Origin of the sequence: Micromonospora sp. HM5-17, assembly GCF_003762835.1 — a bacterium.
GTDB lineage: Bacteria > Actinomycetota > Actinomycetes > Mycobacteriales > Micromonosporaceae > Plantactinospora.
The window spans coordinates 91512-111369 of record NZ_RJWA01000012.1; the positions used below are offsets into that span (position 1 = coordinate 91512).

The window sequence follows — 19858 nt, forward strand, 5'->3', positions numbered from 1 at the left end:
GTCATGAGAGCTGTCCTCCGATGCGGGCGAGGGGCTGGCCCGGGGCGACCGGGTCGTCGTGGTGGGCGAGCCAGGCGGTGAGCACCCCGGCGGCGTGCGCGGTGACCGGGATGGTGCCCCGGCGGGTGGCGAGGTGGCCGACGACCTGGCCGGCGGTGACCCCGTCGCCCTCGGTCAGGTTCCCCGCGGGGGTGAAGGTGCCGGGGGCGGTGGCGACCACCACCCGGAACCGGGTGGCCGGTGCGGACCCGGCCGGGCCGCCGTGCCGGGCGATCAGGTCGCGGGCGGCGGGAAGGTCGTCCGGGGTGTTCAGGGTGACGATCTCCGGGACGGCGCCGCTGCCCCTGAGCTCGCGCTTGAGCAGTCCGGCGAGGGTCCCCGCCGGGGGAAGCTCGATCACGGCGGTGACGCCGAGGTCGACCAGGGTACGCATGCAGCGGTCCCAGCGGACCGGCGCGGTCACCTGACGTACCAGCCGCTGCACCATCTCCCGGCCGTGGCGTACCGCCGTGCCGTCGGCGTTGGAGAGGAGGAGCCGGGTTGGGTCGGCCGGGGTGATGCCGGCGGCGACCGTCGCCAGCGCCTGCTCGGCGGGGGCCATGTAGGGGGTGTGGAAGGCGCCCGCGACCTGCAACGCCATGATCCGGCTCTTGGCCGGCGGCTCGGCGGCGAGCTTCGCCAGCCGGTCGACGGGGCCGGCGACCACGATCTGACCGGCACCGTTGAAGTTCGCCGGGTGTAGTCCGTGGGACTCGACCGCGGCGAGCACCTCGGTCTCGTCGCCGCCGAGGACCGCCGACATACCGGTCGGCTCGAGCGCGCAGGCGGCGGCCATCTCGCGGCCGCGTACGCCGGCGAGGGTGACCGCGCTCTCGGGGCTCAGCACGCCGGCCAGGGCGGCGGCGGCCAGCTCCCCGACGCTGTGGCCGGTGGTGGCCGCCACGTCGTGCATCGGCAGGTGCTCGGCGGCCAACAGCGCGGCGGCGACCAGCAGCGGCTGGGTCCGGGCGGTGTCCCGGATCTCGTCGGCGTCCCCCTCGGTGCCGAGCCGGACGAGGTCAACACCGGCGAGTGCGGAGAACCAGCGCAGGCGCGCCTCGGCGCCGGGAAGGTCAAGCCACGGGGTCAGGAACCCCGGCTTCTGCGAGCCCTGGCCGGGGGAGAGTACAGCGAGCACGGTTACGACTCTGCGGGATCATCGGCCTCGGCGTGGGTGCCGTGGTGCACCAATCCGTACTACCAGCTTTGTCGGGTACCTACAAAAATCAACGGCGATCACGGACTTGTCGGGGTGTCTGTCGGAAAGGGTGCTCAATGTCCGTGTCCGGGCCCGACCGGTGGGGATGGGTCGAGACGTCCGATCGTGAGCGCCATCCGCAGCGCGAAGGCGTCCCGCGCGGTCAGCGGTGAGAAACCGGTCACGTCAGCCACCCGACGCAGCCGGTACCGGACGGTGTTCGGGTGCACGAACAGCGCCCGGGCCGCGCTCTCCAGCACCCCGCCGGCGGCGAAGAAGGCGTCCAGGGTCTCCAACAGCTCGCCGCCGGCCCGGACCAGGGCGGCGTAGACGTCCTGGCGCAGTATCCGGCGCGCCTCCGGGTCGCCGGCCAGGGTCCGCTCCGGCAGCAGGTCGGCGGCGGCCACCGGGCGGGGCGCGGCCGGCCAGGCGGGGGCTGCCCGGAAGCCGGCCAGCGCGGCCCGCGCCGAGTCGGTCGCGGCGTCCAGGCTCGGCACCGCCGGCCCCACCACCACCGGACCCGACCCGAAGCCGGCGAGGAGCTTCTTGGTGGCGGCCAGCGGGTCGGCGGCGCCGCCCAGCACCACCACCAGCCGGTCGCCGTGCACCCCGCCGATCATCTCCAGCCCCAGCCTGCGGGTGACCCGGTAGATGGTGTGCAACACGGCGGCCACCTCGCCGCCCGGGGAGCGGCCCACCGCCACCGCCACCGGCGGCGCGTCCGACCAGCCCAGCGCCGCCGCGCGGCTGGCCAGCACGTCCGGGGAGTCGCCGCGCAGCAGCGCGTCCACCAGCAGCGCCTGCAACCGGGCGTCCCAGGAGCCGCGCGACTCGGCGGCCCGCGCGTACGCCCGGGCCGCGGCGAAGGCGATCTCCCGGGAGAACTTGAGTACCGCCTCGTGCAGCAGCCGCTCCTCGCCGGGCGCGGCGAGGTGGGGGACCTGCTCCTCGACGACGTCGATGGTGACCTTGATCAGCGCCACCGTCTGCTGGAGGCTGATCGACCGGGCCAGCTCCCGGGGCGCGGTGGCGAAGACCTCGTCGGATACCTCCTGTGGGTTGCCGGCACCGTCGACGCCGCCCGCCTCGGCGCTCGCCGGCCGGGACCGCAGCCACTCGACCAGCGAGCGGACCCCGGACTGGGCGACCAGCATCACCCAGGAGCGCTGCTCGGCCGGGAGCTCCCGGAACCACGGCAGCGTCTCGTCCATCCGGGCCACGCTCGCCGAGGCGAGCGCCCCCGCCGCCCGCTCGATCTGGCGCAGCGTCGCCGCCAGCTCGCCGTCCCCCGCGTCGTTGACCACGGCCCCAGCCTGCCACGTGCCAACCCGGTCACCTACCAGCCGGCCGTGGCATCATGCTGCGATGGTTGCTCGCCCGTCCCTGGTCGTGCCGGTGTGCGCGGCCGCCGGGTTCCTGGTCCTCCTGGCGCTCACCATCGTCGACTGGACGCCGCTGAACCGCGTCGACGCCGCGGTCAGCGACGCCTTCCGGGCGTACGGCGACCACAGCTCGGGCCTTGTCGCGGTGGTGCGGGTGGCGACCGACTTCGTCGCCACCGTGCCGTTCGTCGCCACCGGCCTGGTGGTCGGCGCCGCGCTCGCCGTCCGGGGCGAGCGCCGGCCCGCCCTGCTCTGCGTCGCGGTGACGATACTGGTGCCGCTGCTCTGGGGGCTGATGCACTGGCTGGTGCACCACCCGCGGCCGGAGGACGGCTTCGTGACGGTGACCAGCAACGGGTTCCCGAGCGGGCACACCAGCAACGCGGCGGCGGCGGCCCTGGTGGCCGTCCACCTGATCTGGCCGCGGTCGAACCGCCGGGTTCGGCTCGTGACGCTCGGGCTCGCGGCCGCCTTCGCGCTCCTCGCCGGGCTGACCCGGGTGTTCCTGGTGGTCCACTGGCCGACCGACGTCCTCGGGGGCTGGCTGCTGGCGCTGGCCGTCGTCCCGGCGACGGCCCGGCTGCTCGCCGGGGGCGTGCCGCAGGGCCGTGACCGTCTCGTCCGCTCCCGTCCCGGGCCGGCGGCCTGACCCGACCGCCCCCGGCCGCGCCGGGGAGCGCCCCGTCCGGGCGGTCCTCACGGTGCCGGCAGGTTCAGCTCCTGGGCGAGGATGGCTGCCTGGACGCGGCTGCGCAGGCCGAGCTTGCCGAGGATACGGCTGACGTGGGTCTTGGTGGTGCTCTCCGCCATCCGCAGCCGCTCGGCGATCTCCTGATTGGAGAGGCCGAGCCCGAGGCAGGCCAGGACGTCCCGTTCCCGGGGGGTCAGCTCGGCCACCGCCGCCCGGGTCGCGGCCGGCGCGCCGGGCGCGGTGGCGGCGAAGGCCGTGATCAGTCTCCGGGTCACCGCCGGGGCGATCACCCCCTCGCCCCGGGCGACGGTCCGCACCGCCTCGACCAGCCCCTCGGCGTCGGTGTCCTTGAGCAGGAACCCGGCCGCACCGGCCCGTAACGCGCCGAAGACGTACTCGTCGAGGTCGAAGGTGGTCAGCACCAGGACGTCGGCGAGACCCTCGGCGACGATCTCACGGGTCGCGCCGACCCCGTCGAGCCGCGGCATCCGGACGTCGAGCACGGCGACGTCCGGTCGGAGCCGACGGCACAGCGCCAGCGCCTCCTCGCCGTCGGCGCCCTGCCCGACCACCTCGATGCCGGGTGCCCCGGCCAGGATCAGGACGAGGCCGGCGCGTACCGCCTCCTGGTCGTCGACGACGATCACCCGAACCGGCCGGTCGGGAGAGTCGTGGCGGGTGCTGATGGGGTCCTCCATTGCTGCTGGTCGGGTCTGCCGTGGTGCTCAGGCCGCCCGCGCCGGGGCGCCCGGCCGTGAGGTTCCGGGCCCCGGTTCCGGCCCATCTTCGGCGGCCGGGCCCGCCGGAGCCGTCTCCGGCTCGACCTCCCGCTCGCCGGTCTCGGGCTCGCCCGGCTCCGACGGTTCCCATCCGGCCGTCGCGGGCGCGGCCGAATCGTGCTCGGCTGTCGCGTGCTCGGCGGTTCCGCGCTCGGCTGTTCCAGACCAGGTCGTCTCCGCCTCGGTCGGAAACTCCGCCCGTACCCGCCATCCGGACCCGCACGGGCCGGCGGTGAACCGACCGTGTAGCAGGGTGACCCGTTCCCGCATCCCGATCAGGCCGGCCCTCGCGCCTGGGAGTCCGGCCCCGGCCGACGGGCGGGCCGGGTTCCCGGCCTCCTCCGCGTCGGGACCGGGGAGCGGGTTGGTGATGGTGAGCCGGAGCGACCCGGGCCGGTAGTCGACGGTCACCGTCGCCGAACCCGCGCCGTGTTTGAGCGCGTTGGTCAGCGACTCCTGGACGACGCGGTACGCGGCCAGGTCCACCCCGACCGGCAGCGGCCGGGCCTCGCCGACGGTCTCGAACCGTACGGCCAGGCCCGCGGCCCGTGCCTGCGCGATCAACCGGTCCACCTCGGCCAGCCGGACCCGCAGCGGTCCCTCCGCGCCGTCGAGGCCGGGTGGTACGCCGTCGGCCTCGGCGGTGACCTCGGCGGGTTCCCGGAGCAGGCTGATCATCCGGCGCATCTCGTTGAGCCCCTGCACGCTGTTCTCCCGGATCACCCGCAGCGCCTGCTCCACCTGCCCACGGTCCAGGTTCGGTATCGAGAGCGCGGCGGTGGCGTGGATGGCGACCGCGCTCAGGTGATTCGCGACGACGTCGTGCAGTTCCCGGGCCATCCGACTCCGTTCCGCCGCCACCGCCTGCCGGCGGTCGAGTTCGGCCAGCCGGGCCGTCTGCTCGGCCCGAGCCCGCTCGGCCGCGGCCTGGTCGCGGTACTGCCGGACGCTGATGCCGGTCACCACCGGCAGTACGCCGACCAGCACCACCGGGACGGCCAGCGCGACACCCTGCCAGGATGGCGGAGTCACGAGCACCACGCCGAGCAGGGCGGCCACGCCGGTGAGGGCGAGACTGATCCGCAGCAGCAGGCGCCACAACCGGGGTGGGCCGTACACGCAGGAGTCGTAGAGCACCTGGGTGTAGACCAGGGCGGTGGCGAGCGAGAAGCCCGAGGCCAGGTCGACGAGGAACGCGACGGTGCCGAGGACCAGACCGGTCCGGGTCGCGACCCGGCGGAGCGCCACCGCCGTGCAGGCGACGGCGAGCGTGCCGACGAAGACCACCGGCGGGGCGGGCAGCAGGCCGGGGTTGAGCGGCCGGTACGCGTCGAGGGCCAGCATCAGCAGCCCGCCCAGGAACGTGGCGGAGGCCAGCACCAGGTCCCGCGACAGGGTGCCGCGATCCAGGATCCGCCACGTCGTCACGTCCCGATCCCATCACACCGTCGTGCCCCGGCCCTCGGCCCCGGTGACGATCCGACCCGGGACCGGGTCCGCCGAAGGATGTATCCGCCGAAGGACGTACCGGAACCCGCTCCGGTCGATCCGCCCGCGTGCGGCGGGCCCCGGCCGTCGGCATGGCGCTGCCGGGTCCGGCGTGGCCGGATCCGGACGACATTCACCTCATAGGGGTTAGATCCCGCTGGTGTGCCGACGGTGACGTCGAGTCCGCCGCCTCGGACCAGTACGGTGGCATGGTCCCGACGACGCGAACGCCCGACCGGTTCGGTGCCGGCAGCGTCGGCACCACCGCCGCGTGGGGCGGGACCGTCCGAGCGGCGAGCGTGAGGAGGCCTGGATGGCGCAGGACGCCGAGTACGGCTGTGCCGAGGACGAGCCGAACGCGCTGCTCGGTGGCCACGAGCCGCCGCACCCCTTCGGCCCGGCCGTCAACCGGCTCCGGTGGGTCTGCGGGGCGAGCGTGCCGCTTCCGGCCGCCCCGCTGGACGGTGCGCAGGGACGTCCCGCCGGGGAGCCGGCCCGGCGGGCGGTGGGTTCCGGGGAGCCCGACGGCGCGCCGGGGGAGCCGGACGGGCGGCCGGGGCTGGCGGGCTCGTCGACGGCACCGGCGCAGATCCCGGAACGGTCACGGGTGATTCCCCGGCCCCGGTCCGGCGAGCAGGGCCCCCGTACCGGGCTGGTCGAGAGAGATCCGGAGCCGCGGTGCGGTTCGGGTGGCGTCGCGGAGCCGGCCGGCCCGGGGCAGGGTGGTGCCGGAGCCGACGAGCGCCACTGGTCGGAGTGCCGCACCAACCGGCCGGGGTGGGCCGGCGGCCACCGTCACGGCGCGGTACGTCCCGCCCGGCGGATCATCCCGCGTGACCGCCCCCCGCGCCGCTGGTGCTGAGCCGGCCGTCACCGGGGCCGGCCGTCACCCAGGCCGGAGCGGGTCGGCCGTGGCCGCCGCCCGGACCCGTGGAGTGCCGGCGGGTCCGGCGGTGAGGGCGGCCAGCCGACCGGCCTCAGCGGGTCCGTCGCCGGACCAGGAGGGCGATGCCGGCGAGCCCGACGGTGATCGACAGCAGCACGGCTCCGTTGAGCAGCATCAGCCGTTGGAGCTCGTTGAGCAGCCGATCGACGTCCTCCTCCGTGCCGATCGCCTCGTCGGGGATCACCCGCTCGCCACCGCCGATCCCGCCACCGTGCAACGTGACGGCCTGCTCGGGCAGGGGCGCGCCGGCGGCCCGCAGCGTCTCGCCCATGGTCAACCGGCCGAAGAACCAGGCCGCCCCGGGCTTGCTCTTGTCCGGCTGCTTGGCCGGCCGGAAGGCCCGCGGGCCGCCCTTGGCGAGCGGGTAGAGGTCGTACGTCCGCGTGGCGACCTCGTTGACGTGCACCACGACGGTGTACTTCGGGCCCAGGTCGGCGGCTTTCGGCGCGGTGGTCTGCCCGTCGCCCTTGAGCCAGCTGACCTGGTCGAACACGGCGGCGAATAGGTCCGGCTGGGTGTCCGCCCGGATGACCACCGGGTTGGGGAGGTCCTTGCTGGTGATGACGATCGAGGTGGGCTTGGCCGCCGGCTTGGCCTGCGCGGGCCCGGCCTGGGCGGCGCTACTTCCGGCGCCCAGCCAGCCGCTCAGCGCCGCCATCAGTGTGACGACGCCGATGAGCCGGCGCTTCACCTTTCCGGCCATCGCTGACCTCCTCGCCCCGTCTCGATGGTGGCCATGATGTGCAGGTCACGCGCTGGTTGGTCAGCGGAGAGCGCGGCAGTGTCCGGGTTGGACCGGTCCCGCCGTCTCTCTACAAAGACTCCGCAGAACGCCGCTCGGTTGCACCCTGAACGAGCAGTAATTGGAACTATCTGCGATCTAGGGTCGACTAAGGAGACGAACCATTGATCAGTACGGCGAATCGTAGCGGACGGAGGCGATCATGAGTCGTCGGGTCACCCGATTTGGGACGGCGTTCGTGGCGAGCGTTGCCGCGGCGGCGCTCTGCACTCTTGTCCCGGTCGGACCCGCGGCCGCGCACAATTCGCTGACCGGCAGCGATCCGCGGGACGGCGCCCGGATCGACACGCCGCCGAAGCAGGTCCGGTTGAGCTTCCTGGCCCGGTTGGACCCCGCCACGACCCGGGTCACGGTGACCGGGCCGGACGACGCCTCGGTGACGACCGGTGAGCCGACGTTCTCCGGGTCCCGGGTCACGGTGCCGGTGCGACCGCTCGCCGCCGGGCGGTACGTCGTCCGGTACGAGGTCGCCTCCGGCGACGGGCACCCGATCCGTGGGGACATCGAGTTCACCCTCACCGTCCCCGCGACGCCGAGCAGCGCACCCACGAGTGCGCCCGTGACCCCGACCGCCGCCGCCCCGGCGTCACCGGTCGCCTCGGCGGAACCGGTGGCGGCGCCGGGACGGCCGGCCGCCGCGGAGGACGGCGCGACGTGGTGGCCCTGGGCACTCGGTGCCGGGGCGGTGGCGGTCGCCGCGCTGGTGGGTGGGCTGCTGTGGCGGGCCCGATCGACCCGGCGCCCGGGATCGGCCGATCGGGACCCGGCGCGCTGAGGGGCGGTCCACCGGCAACGACGAGCCGGAGCTCTCCCGAACCGGCGAAGGCTCAGGTCAGTCGGACCCGGGCGGCGCGGAGCCGCGTCAGGGTCCGGTCCCGACCGAGTACGGCCAGCGACTCGAACAGCGGCAGGCCGACGCTCCGCCCGGTCACCGCCACCCGGACGGGTGCCTGTGCCTTGCCGAGCTTGAGCCCGCGCCGCGTACCGACCTCCTCCAGGGCGGCCTTGAGCGGCTCCGCCTCCCAGGTCGGCAGCGCCTCGAAGGTGGCGATGGCGTCGTCGAGCAGCTCGGCCGCGCCCTCCTTCATCGCCTTCGCCCAGGCCGCCTCGTCGATCAGCGGCGACTCCAGGAAGAGGAAGTCCACGTTCGGGACGATCTCGCTGAGCACCGCGATCCGGGTCTGGGCCAGCGGCGCCACCGCGGCGAACGCCGCCGGGTCGAAATCCTCGGGGCGCCACGGCGGCGGCGCGATGGTCTCGGTGCCGGTCAGCCAGGGCTGACAGGCGGCGATGAACTCCTCGGTGGACAGGGCGCGGATGTACTCGCCGTTGAAGGCGCGCAGCTTCTTCTCGTCGAAGAACGCCGGTGAGGGGTTGACGTCGGACAGCCGGAACTCCGACTCGATCACCGACCAGGGCACGATCTCGCGGTCGCCGGAGGGGGCCCACCCGAGCAGCATCAGGTAGTTGCGCATCGCGTCGGCCAGGTAGCCCTCGTCGCGGTACGCCTCCAGGGCGACCTTGTCACGCCGCTTGGAGAGCTTCTGGCGCTTCTCGTTGACCACCACGGGCACGTGGGCCCAGACCGGCGGCTTCACCCCGAGCGCCTCCCAGAGCAACTGCTGTTTGGGGGTGTTCGGCAGGTGCTCCTCGGCCCGGATGACGTGGGTGATCCCCATGGTGAGGTCGTCGATCACGTTGGCCAGCAGGAAGACCGGAGAGCCGTCGCCCCGGGCGATCACGAAGTCCTCGATCAGCCTGTTCTCGAAGGTCGGCTCGCCGCGGATCAGGTCGACCACCACGGTCTCACCCTCGTCCGGGGTGCGGAACCGCAGCGCCCGGCCCGGGCCGGGCTCCAGGCCCCGGTCCCGGCAGAAGCCGTCGTAGCCCTGGTACTGCGACCCGGTTCGGGTCTGGACCGACTCCCGCGTGCAGTCGCAGTAGTACGCCCGGCCCTCGGCGTACAGCCGGGCGGCGGCCCTGCGGTGCTCCTCCGCGTTGGCGGACTGGAAGTACGGCCCCTCGTACGTGCCCCGCTTGATCCCGAGCCAGTCGAGCGCGGAGAGGATTCCCTCGGTCCACTCGGGGCGGTTGCGGGCCGCGTCGGTGTCCTCGATGCGCAACACGAAGACGCCGCCCTGCTGCTTGGCGAAGATCCAGTTCTGCAGGGCCGAGCGGGCACCGCCGACGTGGAACATTCCCGTCGGGGAGGGGGCAAAGCGTACGCGTACCGTCACGGCCCAAGCCTACGCAGCGGCCCGGGGCGGCTCGCCACCAGGTTTCGGTTCCGGTCCCGCGCCCCGGCGACCGGGCGTGGCGGAGGGGCCGGAGACCGGGAGACGGCTCGGATTCTCCGGGTCGGAACCACACCGTGGTAGTTCGTTTCGGCGTGTCATCGCCAAGTCTTCCAATTTTGCCCGAATTCGTGAATAAGCTGCCGATGGTTACCAGGTTGTCCGCAATGGAGGCGACTCAAGGATGATGCTCATCGAACGCAGCGCGCGGGTGGCGGCGCCGATCGAGGCGGTGTGGGACCTGGTCCAGCGGGCGGAGCACCTGCCGGATTGGCTGGCCGGGGTGCGGCAGGCGGAGGTGATCTCCGGCGAGGGTGTCGGCCGGCGGCAGCGGGTGCACGCCGCCCGGCGCGCGCTGGACGCGGAGGTGATCGCGTATCAGGAGCCGACGCTGATCGCCTGGCGAGAACGGGCCGAGGGGGCGGGCGCCCGGGCCGAGGCACGGACGGAGATCTACGTCGAGCTCTCCCCCGAGGAGGACGGCACGACGGTCCGCCTGATCATGGTCCGCTGGCCCGCGGGGCCGGTGAGCGGCGCCCTGCTGCGCTGGGGGATGCGGCGGATCGGGGCCGACCTGGAAGGCTCGCTCGCCCGGCTCACCGGCTGCCTGGCCGCCGTCGGCTGAGACCGGCCGACCGGGAAGCGGCGAGGCGGCGAGCCGACCCGACCGCCCCGCTTCCCGGCGGTCCTGCCGGAGTCGCCGCCGGGAATGCCGGAGCCACCGTCGGGAGGCGGTCGTGGCGGGAGACCGCCCGGAGCACACCGCGGGGCGGACCGCCGTACGCGATCCGCCCCGCCGTCAGGTTTTCCGGTCTCCGCCCTCGACGGATCTCAGGAGTCCCCGCCGGTCTCGCCCACCGGGGCCGCCGTCACGTCGTCGAGTGCGTACTTCTTCGCCGCCTCGGCCGGCACCGACGGCGGTACCGCGCCGCGCATCGCCAGCTGCCGCAGGGTCGCGACGGTCACCGACTCGGCGTCCACGTGGAAGTGCCGGCGTAGGGCGTGCCGGGTGTCCGAGAGGCCGAAGCCGTCGGTGCCCAGCGAGGTGTAGTCGCCCGGAACCCAGCGCGCGATGAGGTCGGGGACCGCCCGCATCCAGTCGCTGACCGCGATGAACGGCCCCTCGGCCTCGGCCAGCTTGCGCTGCACGTACGGCACGCGGGGCTCGTCGCCCGGGTGGAGGAGGTTGTACTCCTCGCACTCCACGGCGTCGCGCCGCAGCTCCGTCCAGGAGGTGACCGACCAGACGTCCGCCGCCACGCCCCACTCCTCGGCCAGCAGGCGCTGTGCCTTGAGCGCCCACTGCATGCCGGTGCCGGAGGCGAGGATGGAGGCCCGCGGTGCCGCGTCACCGTCACCCGTGGCGACGGCGGGCGCCGGCGCGTACCGGTAGATCCCCTTCAACAGCCCCTCGACGTCCAGTCCGGCCGGTTCCGCGGGCTGCACGATCGGCTCGTTGTAGACGGTGAGGTAGAAGAAGACGTTCTCCGGCTTCTCGCCGTACATCCGGTGCAGGCCGCTCTCGAAGATGTGCGCGATCTCGAAGGCGAACGCCGGGTCGTACGCCACCACGGCCGGGTTGGTCGCGGCGATCAGGTGCGAGTGGCCGTCCTCGTGCTGGAGGCCCTCACCGTTGAGCGTGGTCCGGCCGGCGGTGGCGCCGAGCACGAAGCCCCGGGCCATCTGGTCGGCCGCGGCCCAGAACCCGTCGCCGGTGCGCTGGAACCCGAACATCGAGTAGAAGATGTACAGCGGGATCATCGGCTCGCCGTGCGTGGCGTACGACGTACCGGCGGCCGTGAACGAGGCGACCGAGCCGGCCTCGTTGATCCCCTCGTGCAGGATCTGCCCGTTGACGGCCTCCTTGTACGACAGGAACAGCTCCCGGTCCACCGACGTGTACCGCTGCCCGTGCGGGGAGTAGATCTTCTGCGTCGGGAAGAGCGAGTCCATGCCGAAGGTGCGGGCCTCGTCCGGAATGATCGGCACGAACCGCTTGCCGAACTCCCGGTCCTTCAGCACGTCCTTGAGCAGCCGGACGAAGGCCATGGTGGTGGCGACCTTCTGCTTGCCGGACCCCCGCTTGATGTCCGCGAAGCGCTCCTTGCCGGGGATCTGCAGCGGGATGTGGGTGGTCCGACGCGACGGCAGGTAGCCACCGAGCTGCTGGCGCCGCTCCCGCAGGTACTCCACCTCCTCGGACTTCTCCCCCGGGTGGTAGTACGGCGGCAGGTAGGGGTTGCGCTCCAGCGCCGAGTCCGGGATGTCGAGGTAGAGGCGGTCGCGGAAACGCTTCAGGTCCTCGAGTGTCAGCTTCTTCATCTGGTGCGTGGCGTTGCGCGCCTCGAAGCTCGACCCGAGCGTCCAGCCCTTGATCGTCTTGGCCAGGATCACCGTCGGCTGTCCGGTGTGCTCGACCGCCGCCTTGTACGCCGCGTACAGCTTGCGGTAGTCGTGCCCGCCGCGCTTGAGGTTCCAGATCTCCTCGTCGGTCATGTGCTCGACGAGCTTGCGGGTGCGCGGGTCGCGGCCGAAGAAGTGCTCCCGGACGTACGCCCCGGACTCCGCCTTGTAGGTCTGGAAGTCGCCATCCGGGGTCGTGTTCATCAGGTTGACCAGCGCGCCGTCGGTGTCCGCCGCGAGCAGCGGGTCCCACTCCCGGCCCCAGATCACCTTGATCACGTTCCAGCCGGCGCCCCGGAAGAACGCCTCCAGCTCCTGGATCACCTTGCCGTTGCCCCGCACCGGCCCGTCCAGCCGTTGCAGGTTGCAGTTGACGACGAAGGTGAGGTTGTCCAGCTCCTCTCGGGCCGCCACGCCGATCGCGCCGAGCGTCTCCGGCTCGTCCAACTCACCGTCGCCGAGGAACGCCCAGACGTGCTGGTCCGAGGTGTCCTTGATGCCCCGGTGGTACAGGTAGCGGTTGAACCGGGCCTGGTAGATCGCGTTGAGCCCGCCGAGGCCCATGGAGACGGTGGGGAACTCCCAGAAGTCCGGCATCAGCCGCGGGTGCGGGTACGACGGCAGGCCGCCACCGGGATGCGAGAGCTCCTGCCGGAAGCCGTCGAGCTGGCTCTCGGTCAGCCGCCCCTCCAGGAAGGCTCGGGCGTACATCCCCGGCGAGGCGTGACCCTGGTAGAAGATCTGGTCACCACCGCCGGGGTGGTTCTTGCCCCGGAAGAAGTGGTTGAAGCCCACCTCGTAGAGCGAGGCGGAGCTGGCGAAGGTCGAGATGTGCCCGCCGACACCGATCTCCGGCCGCTGCGCCCGGTGCACGAGCATCGCCGCGTTCCAGCGGATGTATGCCCGGATCCGCCGCTCGATGTGCTCGTCTCCGGGGAACCACGGTTCCCGCTCCGGGGGAATCGTGTTGATGTAGTCGGTGGTGGTCAGCGGGGGCACGCCGACCTGGCGCTCTCTGGCCCGCTCTAGCAGGCGCAGCATGACGTACCGTGCGCGTTTGGCGCCGCGTGCGTCGATGACACCGTCGAGTGACTCGACCCATTCACTGGTTTCTTCGGGGTCGATGTCCGGAAGCTGGCTCGGCAGGCCGTCGCTGATCACCGGGCGCTTGCGTTCCGTGGCCACAGGCGTTCCCTAGGTTGTGTGTGGGATAGGTCTCTAGCGCCATCCTGCCTCCTTGCGCCACCGCCGTCACGTCCAGACCGGGCAGAGGCGATGCTCGACACAGGTACCAGGTGGTAACTTTCCGGCACCACGGCGTTGCCGGGCCGGATGTTCCCACGACGTGCACAATCGGGCCGGCCCGGCGCGGGGTGGCCGGTCCTCCCGGACCGGCCGTCGCCGACTGGCCCGGGCCCGCTTCCGGGGCGGTCCGCCCCCCATCCGGCGGCCCGCGACGGGGCCTCGGGCCGCGCGTCGCGGGGCGGCTGCGACGGGCCCGAGCCGGCTGGGGCAGACTGGGGGCATGCAGAGTGAGGTGATCACGATCCGGACCGGCTCCCGTCCGGTCGTCCGGGACATCACCCACGAGGCCGAGCGCTTCCTCGCCGGCAAGGGCGACGGGCTGCTGCACGTCTTCGTCCCGCACGCCACCGCCGGCGTGGCGATCATCGAGACCGGCGCCGGCTCTGACGACGACCTGCTGACCGCGCTCGACGACCTGCTCCCCGCCGACGACCGCTGGCGGCACCGGCACGGATCCCCGGGGCACGGGCGCGATCACGTGCTGCCCGCCTTCGTGGCGCCGTACGCGACACTGCCGGTGCTCGGCGGACGGCTGGCGCTCGGCACCTGGCAGTCGATCTGCCTGGTCGACCCGAACGGCGACAACAGCACCCGCCAGGTCCGGTTCTCGTTCCTGCCCGGCTGACCACCAAAGCGGGCTGATCCGGGTGACCGCCGAGGCAGGCTGATCCGGGTGACCGCCGAGGCAGGCTGACCCGGGTGACCGTCGGGGCGGGCCGGCGCGGCCGGCCGGGGTGGCAGCCGTCCGGTAGCCTCGCGCGATGACATCATCCCGGATTGACGCGCCGATCGTCGCCGTGACGGTCTATCCGGACCGGGCCCGGGTGACCCGCCGGGCCGACCTCAGGCTGGCCCCCGGGGAGCACCGACTGCGGATCGGGTCGCTGCCGCTCGGCCTGCACCGGGACTCGGTACGGGTGAGCGGCCAGGGCCCGGCGAGTGTGCTTGGCGTGGACATCGTGACCGAGGTGTCGCCACGCACCTCCGACCAGACCGCCGCCGAGCTGGAACAGCGGCGCCGTGACCTGGCCGCCGAACTGGTCGAGCTGGCCGACGCCGAGGCGGTCGAGACCCAGCGGGCCGAGGTCCTCACGCTCCTCGCCCAGCGGGCGGGCGGCACCTACGCGCGGGCGCTCGCGAGTGGGGAGGCAACCCCGGCCGACGTCGGCGGATTCCTCGACTCGGTGGCGGAGCAGACCGCGGCGTCCCAGGCCCGGCGGCGCGAGCTGAACCGGCGTCGCGACGACACGCAGGAGCGTCTCGCCGCGGTCGAACGCGAGCTCGCGGCGCTGCCCGGCAAGCGGCAGCCGGATCGGCTGGCCGCCGAGGTGGTCGTCCGGGTCGACGCCGACGGCGGGACGGAGCCGGAGAGCGCCGGCGCCCCGGCCGATCCCGAATCCGCCGACCCGGGGGCAACGGTCCGGCTCGACCTGTCGTACGTCGTCGCCGGGGCGGGCTGGACCTCCTCGTACGACCTGCGACTGGTTGACGAGACGCTGACGGTCACCTGGTTCGGGCTGGTCAGCCAGCGCACCGGCGAGGACTGGCCGGAGTGCGAGCTGGAACTCTCCACGGCCCGCCCGACCACCGGTACGGCCCTGCCAGAGCTGACGCCCTGGTACCTCGACCAGGCCGACCGGACGGTGTGGGCGGCCGAGGAGGCGACCCGGGGCGCCGGGCCGGTACGCGTCCTCGCCGCCGCGGCGGCCGGTGCCCCCGGCGGTCCGCCGCCGCCCGCCCCGACCGGGGCGCGGCACCGCGCGGCACCGGTGGCGCAGCCCACCGCCACGTTGGAGCAGGGCGTGGTGGCGGCGACCTACCGGCCGGCCCGTCCGGTGGCGGTGCCGGCCGACGGCGCGGCCCACCGGGCCGTGGTCGCGGTGCTCGACCTCACCGCCGCGCTCGACTACCTCACCGCGCCGGTCCGCACCCCGGACGTCCACCTCCGGGCGACCGTGGTCAACAGCTCCCCGCACACCCTGCTGCCCGGCCCGGCCTCGGTCTTCCACGGCGGCGACTTCGTCGGCAGCACGCCGCTGCCGGTCTGGGCACCGGGCGAGGAGGTCGAGCTGGCGCTCGGCCTCGACGACCGGATCCGGGTGAAGCGCGAGCTGGTCCGGCGTACGGACACGAAGGCGACGCTGGGCTCGACCCGGCGCCGGGAGGTCGAGTACCGGACCACCGTGGCGAACCACACGCCCCGGCCGGCCCGGGTGACCGTCCTTGACCAGCTTCCCGTCTCGCGGGCGGAGGGGATCACCGTACGGGAGCTGCGGCTCGACCCCGCGCCGACGGAGCGAGGCGATCTGGGGGAGCTGCGCTGGCGGCTGGAGCTGGCGCCGGGGGCGAGTCGGGAGATCGTCTTCGGGCTGCGCGTGGAGCTGGCGAAGGGGGTCGAGCTGGTCGGCTGGCGCGAGTAGCCCGGAGGCGCGAACAGTCTGGAGGCCGGGCTCGGCTTCGCCCCGGTGCCGACCGGGACACCGCCGGCCGGCGCGCCCGGCGCACCGCCGGCCGACGCGCTCGGGGTGGCCGGGATCGGTGGCCGGCGGGCGGCCACCGACGACGACCGTCCGGAGTCGACCATGAACGGAAAGTGCGCGACACCCCGGTGGTGGTGCCGTGTCTGAGTGGTCAGCGGTGGCCGTGGTCGGTAATGCTGTGCGACGTGACCACCCCCCAAGATCTCGACGAACGGTTCCGGGAGGCGGTCGGCGCCCTCACGGCGTCGACCGCTGCCCGCGCACCGGAGGAGCCGGTGCGCGACGGCGGCACCCTCGACGGTGTGCGGGCGCAGGCGCTGTTCGACGCCCAACTGGTCAGCCGGCACCTGGACCTGGCCGCCCGGTGGCTACGCAGCTTCGGGGAGGGGTACTACACCATCGGCTCGTCCGGGCACGAGGGGAACGCCGCGGTGGCGCTCGCGGTCCGGCCGACCGACCCGGCACTGCTGCACTACCGGTCCGGCGGGTTCTACTGTGCCCGCGCCTCCCAGGCGGCCGCCGCGCGGGACGGCGCCGGGTCCGGGCCGGACGGCGGTCGCCTCGTTCACCAGGTCGGCATCGCGGAACGCGTCGCCCAGGCGATGCGCGGGCAGGAGAGCAGCGGCGGCGCCGGGCTCGCCGGCTCCGACACGGACGACCCGGAGGGGCCGTCCGACGCGCTGCTGAGCGCCGCCCGGGACGTCCTGCGGGGCGTGGTGGCCTCCGCCGACGAGCCGGTGGCGGGCGGCCGGCACAAGGTCTTCGGCAACTCCGCGCTCTCGATCGTGCCCACCACATCGACCATCGCCTCACACCTGCCGCGGGCGGTGGGGCTCGGCTTCGCCATCGAGCGGCAGCGCCGCCGGGTCGACGCCCGGACGTCGGCCCGACGTCCGGCGGCCGGTCCGGGCCGGGCCCGGACCGACGCGGAGTCGCCCTGGCCGGCCGACGCGATCGTGCTCTGCTCGTTCGGGGACGCCTCGGTCAACCACGCCACGGCGGTGGCCGCGTTCAACACCGCCGGCTGGTGCGACCACAGCGGGCTGCGGATCCCGGTGCTCTTCGTCTGCGAGGACAACGGCCTGGGGATCAGCGTGCGGTCGCCGGAGGGCTGGGTGGCGAACACGTTGCGGGCCAAGCCGGGGATCCGCTACTTCGCGGCCGACGGGTGTGACCCGGTCGAGGCGTACGACGTGGCGGTCGAGGCGGCGGCCTGGGTACGCCGGCACCGTCGGCCCGCGGTGCTCCACCTGTCCACCGTACGGCTGATGGGGCACGCCGGTGCCGACGCGGAGGTGGCGTACCGGACCGCCGCCGAGATCGCCCGGGACCTGGAACGCGACCCCGTGGTGGCGACCGCCCGAGTGCTCGTGGAGGCGGGGCTGGTCACCCCGGAGGAGGTGATCGCCCGGTACGACGAGATCGGCTGGCAGATCCGCAAGGTCGCCGAGGAGGTGATCGGCGAGCCGAAGCTGGACAACGCCGCCGACATCGTCGCGCCGCTCGCCCCCCGGCGTCCGGTCCGGGTCGCCCGGGCCATCACCGAGGCCGCCAATCGGGCCGCCGGGCCGGGGGCCGCCGCCCGCGCCGCCGCCTTCGACGGCAAGCTGCCGGAGAACGCGGGGCCGCTCACCCTCGCCCAGACGATCAACGCCGCGCTCGCCGACGGGTTGATCGAGTATCCCCAGATGACGGTCTTCGGCGAGGACGTGGCGGCCAAGGGCGGGGTGTACGGGGTGACCAAGGGGCTGCGCGAGCGGTTCGGCGCCTCGCGGGTCTTCGACACGCTGCTGGACGAGACCTCGATCCTCGGGCTCGGCCTCGGCGCCGGGCTCGGCGGGATGCTGCCGGTACCGGAGATCCAGTACCTGGCGTACCTGCACAACGCCGAGGACCAGTTGCGGGGCGAGGCGGCGACGATGCAGTTCTTCTCCCGGGGCGCGTACCGGAACCCGATGGTGGTGCGGATCGCCGGCCTGGCGTACCAGGAGGGGTTCGGCGGACACTTCCACAACGACAACTCCCTGGCCGTGCTGCGGGACATTCCCGGCCTGGTGCTCGCGGTGCCGGCCCGGGCCGACGACGCGGCGCCGATGCTCCGCACGTGCCTGGCCAGCGCGGCCGTCGACGGGAGTGTCTGCGTGTTCCTGGAGCCGATCGCGCTCTACCACACCCGCGACCTGTACGTCGAGGGCGACGGCGAGTGGCTCGCGCCGTACGTCGGCCCGGGCGGTTGGTCGGCGAGCCACGTGCCGATCGGCCGGGCCCGGGTCTACGGCGTCGGCTCGGCCGAGGACATCACGATCATCACGTTCGGTAACGGGGTTCGGATGTCGCTCCGGGCCGCTGCCCGGCTCGCCGAGGAGGAGATCGGCACCCGGGTGGTCGACCTGCGGTGGCTGGCGCCGCTGCCCGTGGCGGACATCATCCGGGAGGCCTCGGCGACCGGTCGGGTGCTGGTCGTGGACGAGACACGCCGATCCGGCGGAGTCGGGGAGGGGGTGGTGGCGGCACTGGTTGATGCGGGATTTGTCGGATCTGCCCGTAGGATCGCTGCTATCGACACCTTTATCCCGTTGGGTCCGGCTGCCCAGCGGGTTCTCGTCTCCGAGGAGGCCATTACCCAGGGTGCCCGCACGCTGCTGGCACGGTAAATTCCCTTCGACTCGGTGCGCCACTTGCGCGCGGCCGGACAACTGTGTGGACTTTGCGTCATCGGCGTCGCAAGGATGCCGCTGGCAGGGAGATGAGGAGGCACGTGACAGTGAGCGCGACCGCTGGTCAGGCCGCCGACGGCGTACGGAGTCTGGCGGACCGGTTCGGCATCGAGCCGGGGATGGTCGTCATGGAGATGGGGTACGACGACGACGTCGACCACGACCTCCGCGACGCCCTGACCGATCGCTGCGGAGAGTTGGTGGACGAGGACACCGACGAGGTTGTCGACGCGGTGCTGCTCTGGTACCGGGACGGCGACGGTGATCTGTTCGAGTTGCTCACGGACGCCCTTGGCCCGCTGGCCGACAACGGGGTGGTGTGGCTGCTGACCCCCAAGGCCGGTCGGGACGGACACGTCGAGCCGAGCGAGATCAGCGAGTCGGCGCCCACCGCTGGCCTGCAGCAGACGTCGACGGTCAACGCCGGCCGGGACTGGAGCGCCGCGCGACTGGTCCTCCGCCGCGGCAAGGCCAAGAAGTAGCGGGCCTCGGCAGGGTGCCGTCCTCCCCACCGGTCGTGCCGGCCGACGGATCCTGGGGAGGCGGTACGCCGCGATCCGGCCGGGCCGCGGCCCCCATATGATCAACGCGGCGGGCCGCGACCGAGGGCGGGCCGCGACCGGAGGGAGGCAGAACATGCCGATCGAGGTGGGCGCCGAGGCGCCCGACTTCGTGCTGAAGGACCAGAACAACCAGGAGGTTCGGCTCGCCGATTTCCGGGGCCGGCGTGCCGTCCTGCTCGTCTTCTACCCGTTGGCGTTCACGGGGATCTGCCAGGGCGAGCTGACCGAGGTGCGGGACAACCTCGACGCGTACCAGAACGACGACGTCCAGGTCCTGACCGTCAGCGTCGACTCGGTCTTCGCGCACAAGGTGTGGGCCGAGCGGGAGGGTTTCCAGTTCCCGCTCCTGGCCGACTTCTGGCCGCACGGGGAGGTCGCCCGGAAGTACGGCGTCTTCAACGAGGAGACCGGCTTCGCCAACCGCGGCACCTTCGTGATCGACAAGGCCGGTACGGTTCGGTTCGCAGAGCTTAACCAGCCCGGCGAGCCGCGCAACCAGGAAGCCTGGCGCAAGGCGCTGGCCGAGGCACTGGCCTGAGCACCCGTCGGCGGGATCGATCCGGTCAAACTCCGTCGACGGGAGAGCACGGCGGCAGGGTAAGCTTGCCGCCGCCGGTCGTCCGCATGGGTGTCTCCGGGCGCGTAGCTCAGCGGGAGAGCACTCGCCTTACAAGCGAGGGGTCGCAGGTTCGAACCCTGCCGCGCCCACTAGGTACCACCAGCACCGATCCGATCCCGATGATCGAGAATCCGGCCGCTGACAGCAACGGT

General features: G+C 73.3%; 16 protein-coding genes and 1 tRNA gene. 10 read left to right on the forward strand and 7 right to left on the reverse strand.

Annotated elements, in window-relative coordinates:
* Position 1: 1 nt before the first annotated feature.
* Both EF879_RS24765 and EF879_RS24770 read right to left on the reverse strand, forming a co-directional pair.
* Positions 2–1177: an acyltransferase domain-containing protein gene (locus EF879_RS24765; protein ID WP_123562676.1), complete on the reverse strand. Its 1176-nt coding sequence runs from the start codon at positions 1175–1177 to the stop codon at positions 2–4.
* Positions 1178–1311: 134 nt separating this feature from the next.
* A complete protein-coding gene (locus tag EF879_RS24770; RefSeq protein WP_233604733.1) occupies positions 1312–2541 on the reverse strand; it encodes a CdaR family transcriptional regulator in 1230 nt (409 codons plus the stop codon).
* A gap of 61 nt (positions 2542–2602) precedes the next feature.
* Between EF879_RS24770 and EF879_RS24775 the strand changes: the two genes are divergently transcribed.
* Complete coding sequence (locus EF879_RS24775) at positions 2603–3268, forward strand: phosphatase PAP2 family protein (RefSeq protein ID WP_123562680.1); 666 nt, start codon at positions 2603–2605, stop codon at positions 3266–3268.
* Positions 3269–3315: 47 nt separating this feature from the next.
* On the opposite strand, the gene EF879_RS24780 is transcribed toward EF879_RS24775, so the two are convergent.
* Positions 3316–4008, reverse strand: a complete 693-nt coding sequence (locus tag EF879_RS24780) for a response regulator transcription factor (RefSeq protein ID WP_123562682.1) — start codon at positions 4006–4008, stop codon at positions 3316–3318.
* 27 nt (positions 4009–4035) lie between these two features.
* Complete coding sequence (locus tag EF879_RS24785) at positions 4036–5517, reverse strand: sensor histidine kinase (RefSeq protein ID WP_199736599.1); 1482 nt, start codon at positions 5515–5517, stop codon at positions 4036–4038.
* A gap of 373 nt (positions 5518–5890) precedes the next feature.
* On the opposite strand from EF879_RS24785, the gene EF879_RS24790 reads away from it, so the two are divergent.
* The gene (locus EF879_RS24790) at positions 5891–6439 is read left to right on the forward strand and encodes a hypothetical protein (protein WP_148086548.1); all 549 of its coding nucleotides are present in this window, start codon (positions 5891–5893) and stop codon (positions 6437–6439) included.
* A 115-nt stretch (positions 6440–6554) separates the two neighbouring features.
* Here the strand turns inward: EF879_RS24790 and EF879_RS24795 are convergent, their stop codons facing one another.
* Positions 6555–7226, reverse strand: coding sequence for a hypothetical protein (locus EF879_RS24795; RefSeq protein ID WP_123562686.1), 672 nt, complete (start codon positions 7224–7226; stop codon positions 6555–6557).
* A 241-nt stretch (positions 7227–7467) separates the two neighbouring features.
* Between EF879_RS24795 and EF879_RS24800 the strand changes: the two genes are divergently transcribed.
* Positions 7468–8100: a copper resistance CopC family protein gene (locus EF879_RS24800; RefSeq protein ID WP_123562688.1), complete on the forward strand. Its 633-nt coding sequence runs from the start codon at positions 7468–7470 to the stop codon at positions 8098–8100.
* 52 nt (positions 8101–8152) lie between these two features.
* Here EF879_RS24800 and gltX read toward each other — a convergent pair whose 3' ends face one another.
* Positions 8153–9562 carry a glutamate--tRNA ligase gene (gene gltX / locus EF879_RS24805; RefSeq protein ID WP_123562690.1) on the reverse strand — a complete coding sequence of 470 codons (1410 nt, stop codon included), beginning with the start codon at positions 9560–9562 and terminating at the stop codon, positions 8153–8155.
* 241 nt (positions 9563–9803) lie between these two features.
* Between gltX and EF879_RS24810 the strand changes: the two genes are divergently transcribed.
* Complete coding sequence (locus EF879_RS24810) at positions 9804–10244, forward strand: SRPBCC family protein (protein ID WP_123562692.1); 441 nt, start codon at positions 9804–9806, stop codon at positions 10242–10244.
* A gap of 206 nt (positions 10245–10450) precedes the next feature.
* Here EF879_RS24810 and aceE read toward each other — a convergent pair whose 3' ends face one another.
* On the reverse strand, positions 10451–13207 hold the full coding sequence (gene aceE, locus EF879_RS24815) for a pyruvate dehydrogenase (acetyl-transferring), homodimeric type (RefSeq protein WP_123562694.1): 2757 nt from the start codon (positions 13205–13207) through the stop codon (positions 10451–10453).
* A gap of 340 nt (positions 13208–13547) precedes the next feature.
* Between aceE and EF879_RS24820 the strand changes: the two genes are divergently transcribed.
* The 6 genes from EF879_RS24820 to EF879_RS24845 all read left to right on the forward strand — a co-directional run bounded on the left by EF879_RS24820 (position 13548) and on the right by EF879_RS24845 (position 19795).
* A complete protein-coding gene (locus tag EF879_RS24820) occupies positions 13548–13952 on the forward strand; it encodes a YjbQ family protein (RefSeq protein ID WP_123562695.1) in 405 nt (134 codons plus the stop codon).
* 136 nt (positions 13953–14088) lie between these two features.
* Positions 14089–15747: a DUF4139 domain-containing protein gene (locus tag EF879_RS24825; RefSeq protein WP_123562697.1), complete on the forward strand. Its 1659-nt coding sequence runs from the start codon at positions 14089–14091 to the stop codon at positions 15745–15747.
* Positions 15748–16082: 335 nt separating this feature from the next.
* Positions 16083–18461 (forward strand): thiamine pyrophosphate-dependent enzyme, encoded by a 2379-nt coding sequence (locus tag EF879_RS24830; RefSeq protein WP_370375556.1) that lies wholly within the window; start codon positions 16083–16085, stop codon positions 18459–18461.
* Positions 18462–18571: 110 nt separating this feature from the next.
* Entirely contained in the window at positions 18572–19006 is a 435-nt protein-coding gene (locus tag EF879_RS24835) for a DUF3052 domain-containing protein (RefSeq protein WP_123562701.1), read from the forward strand.
* A 154-nt stretch (positions 19007–19160) separates the two neighbouring features.
* Positions 19161–19625, forward strand: coding sequence for a peroxiredoxin (locus tag EF879_RS24840; RefSeq protein ID WP_123562729.1), 465 nt, complete (start codon positions 19161–19163; stop codon positions 19623–19625).
* Positions 19626–19723: 98 nt separating this feature from the next.
* Positions 19724–19795, forward strand: a tRNA-Val gene (locus EF879_RS24845).
* The last annotated feature ends 63 nt before the right edge of the window (positions 19796–19858 follow it).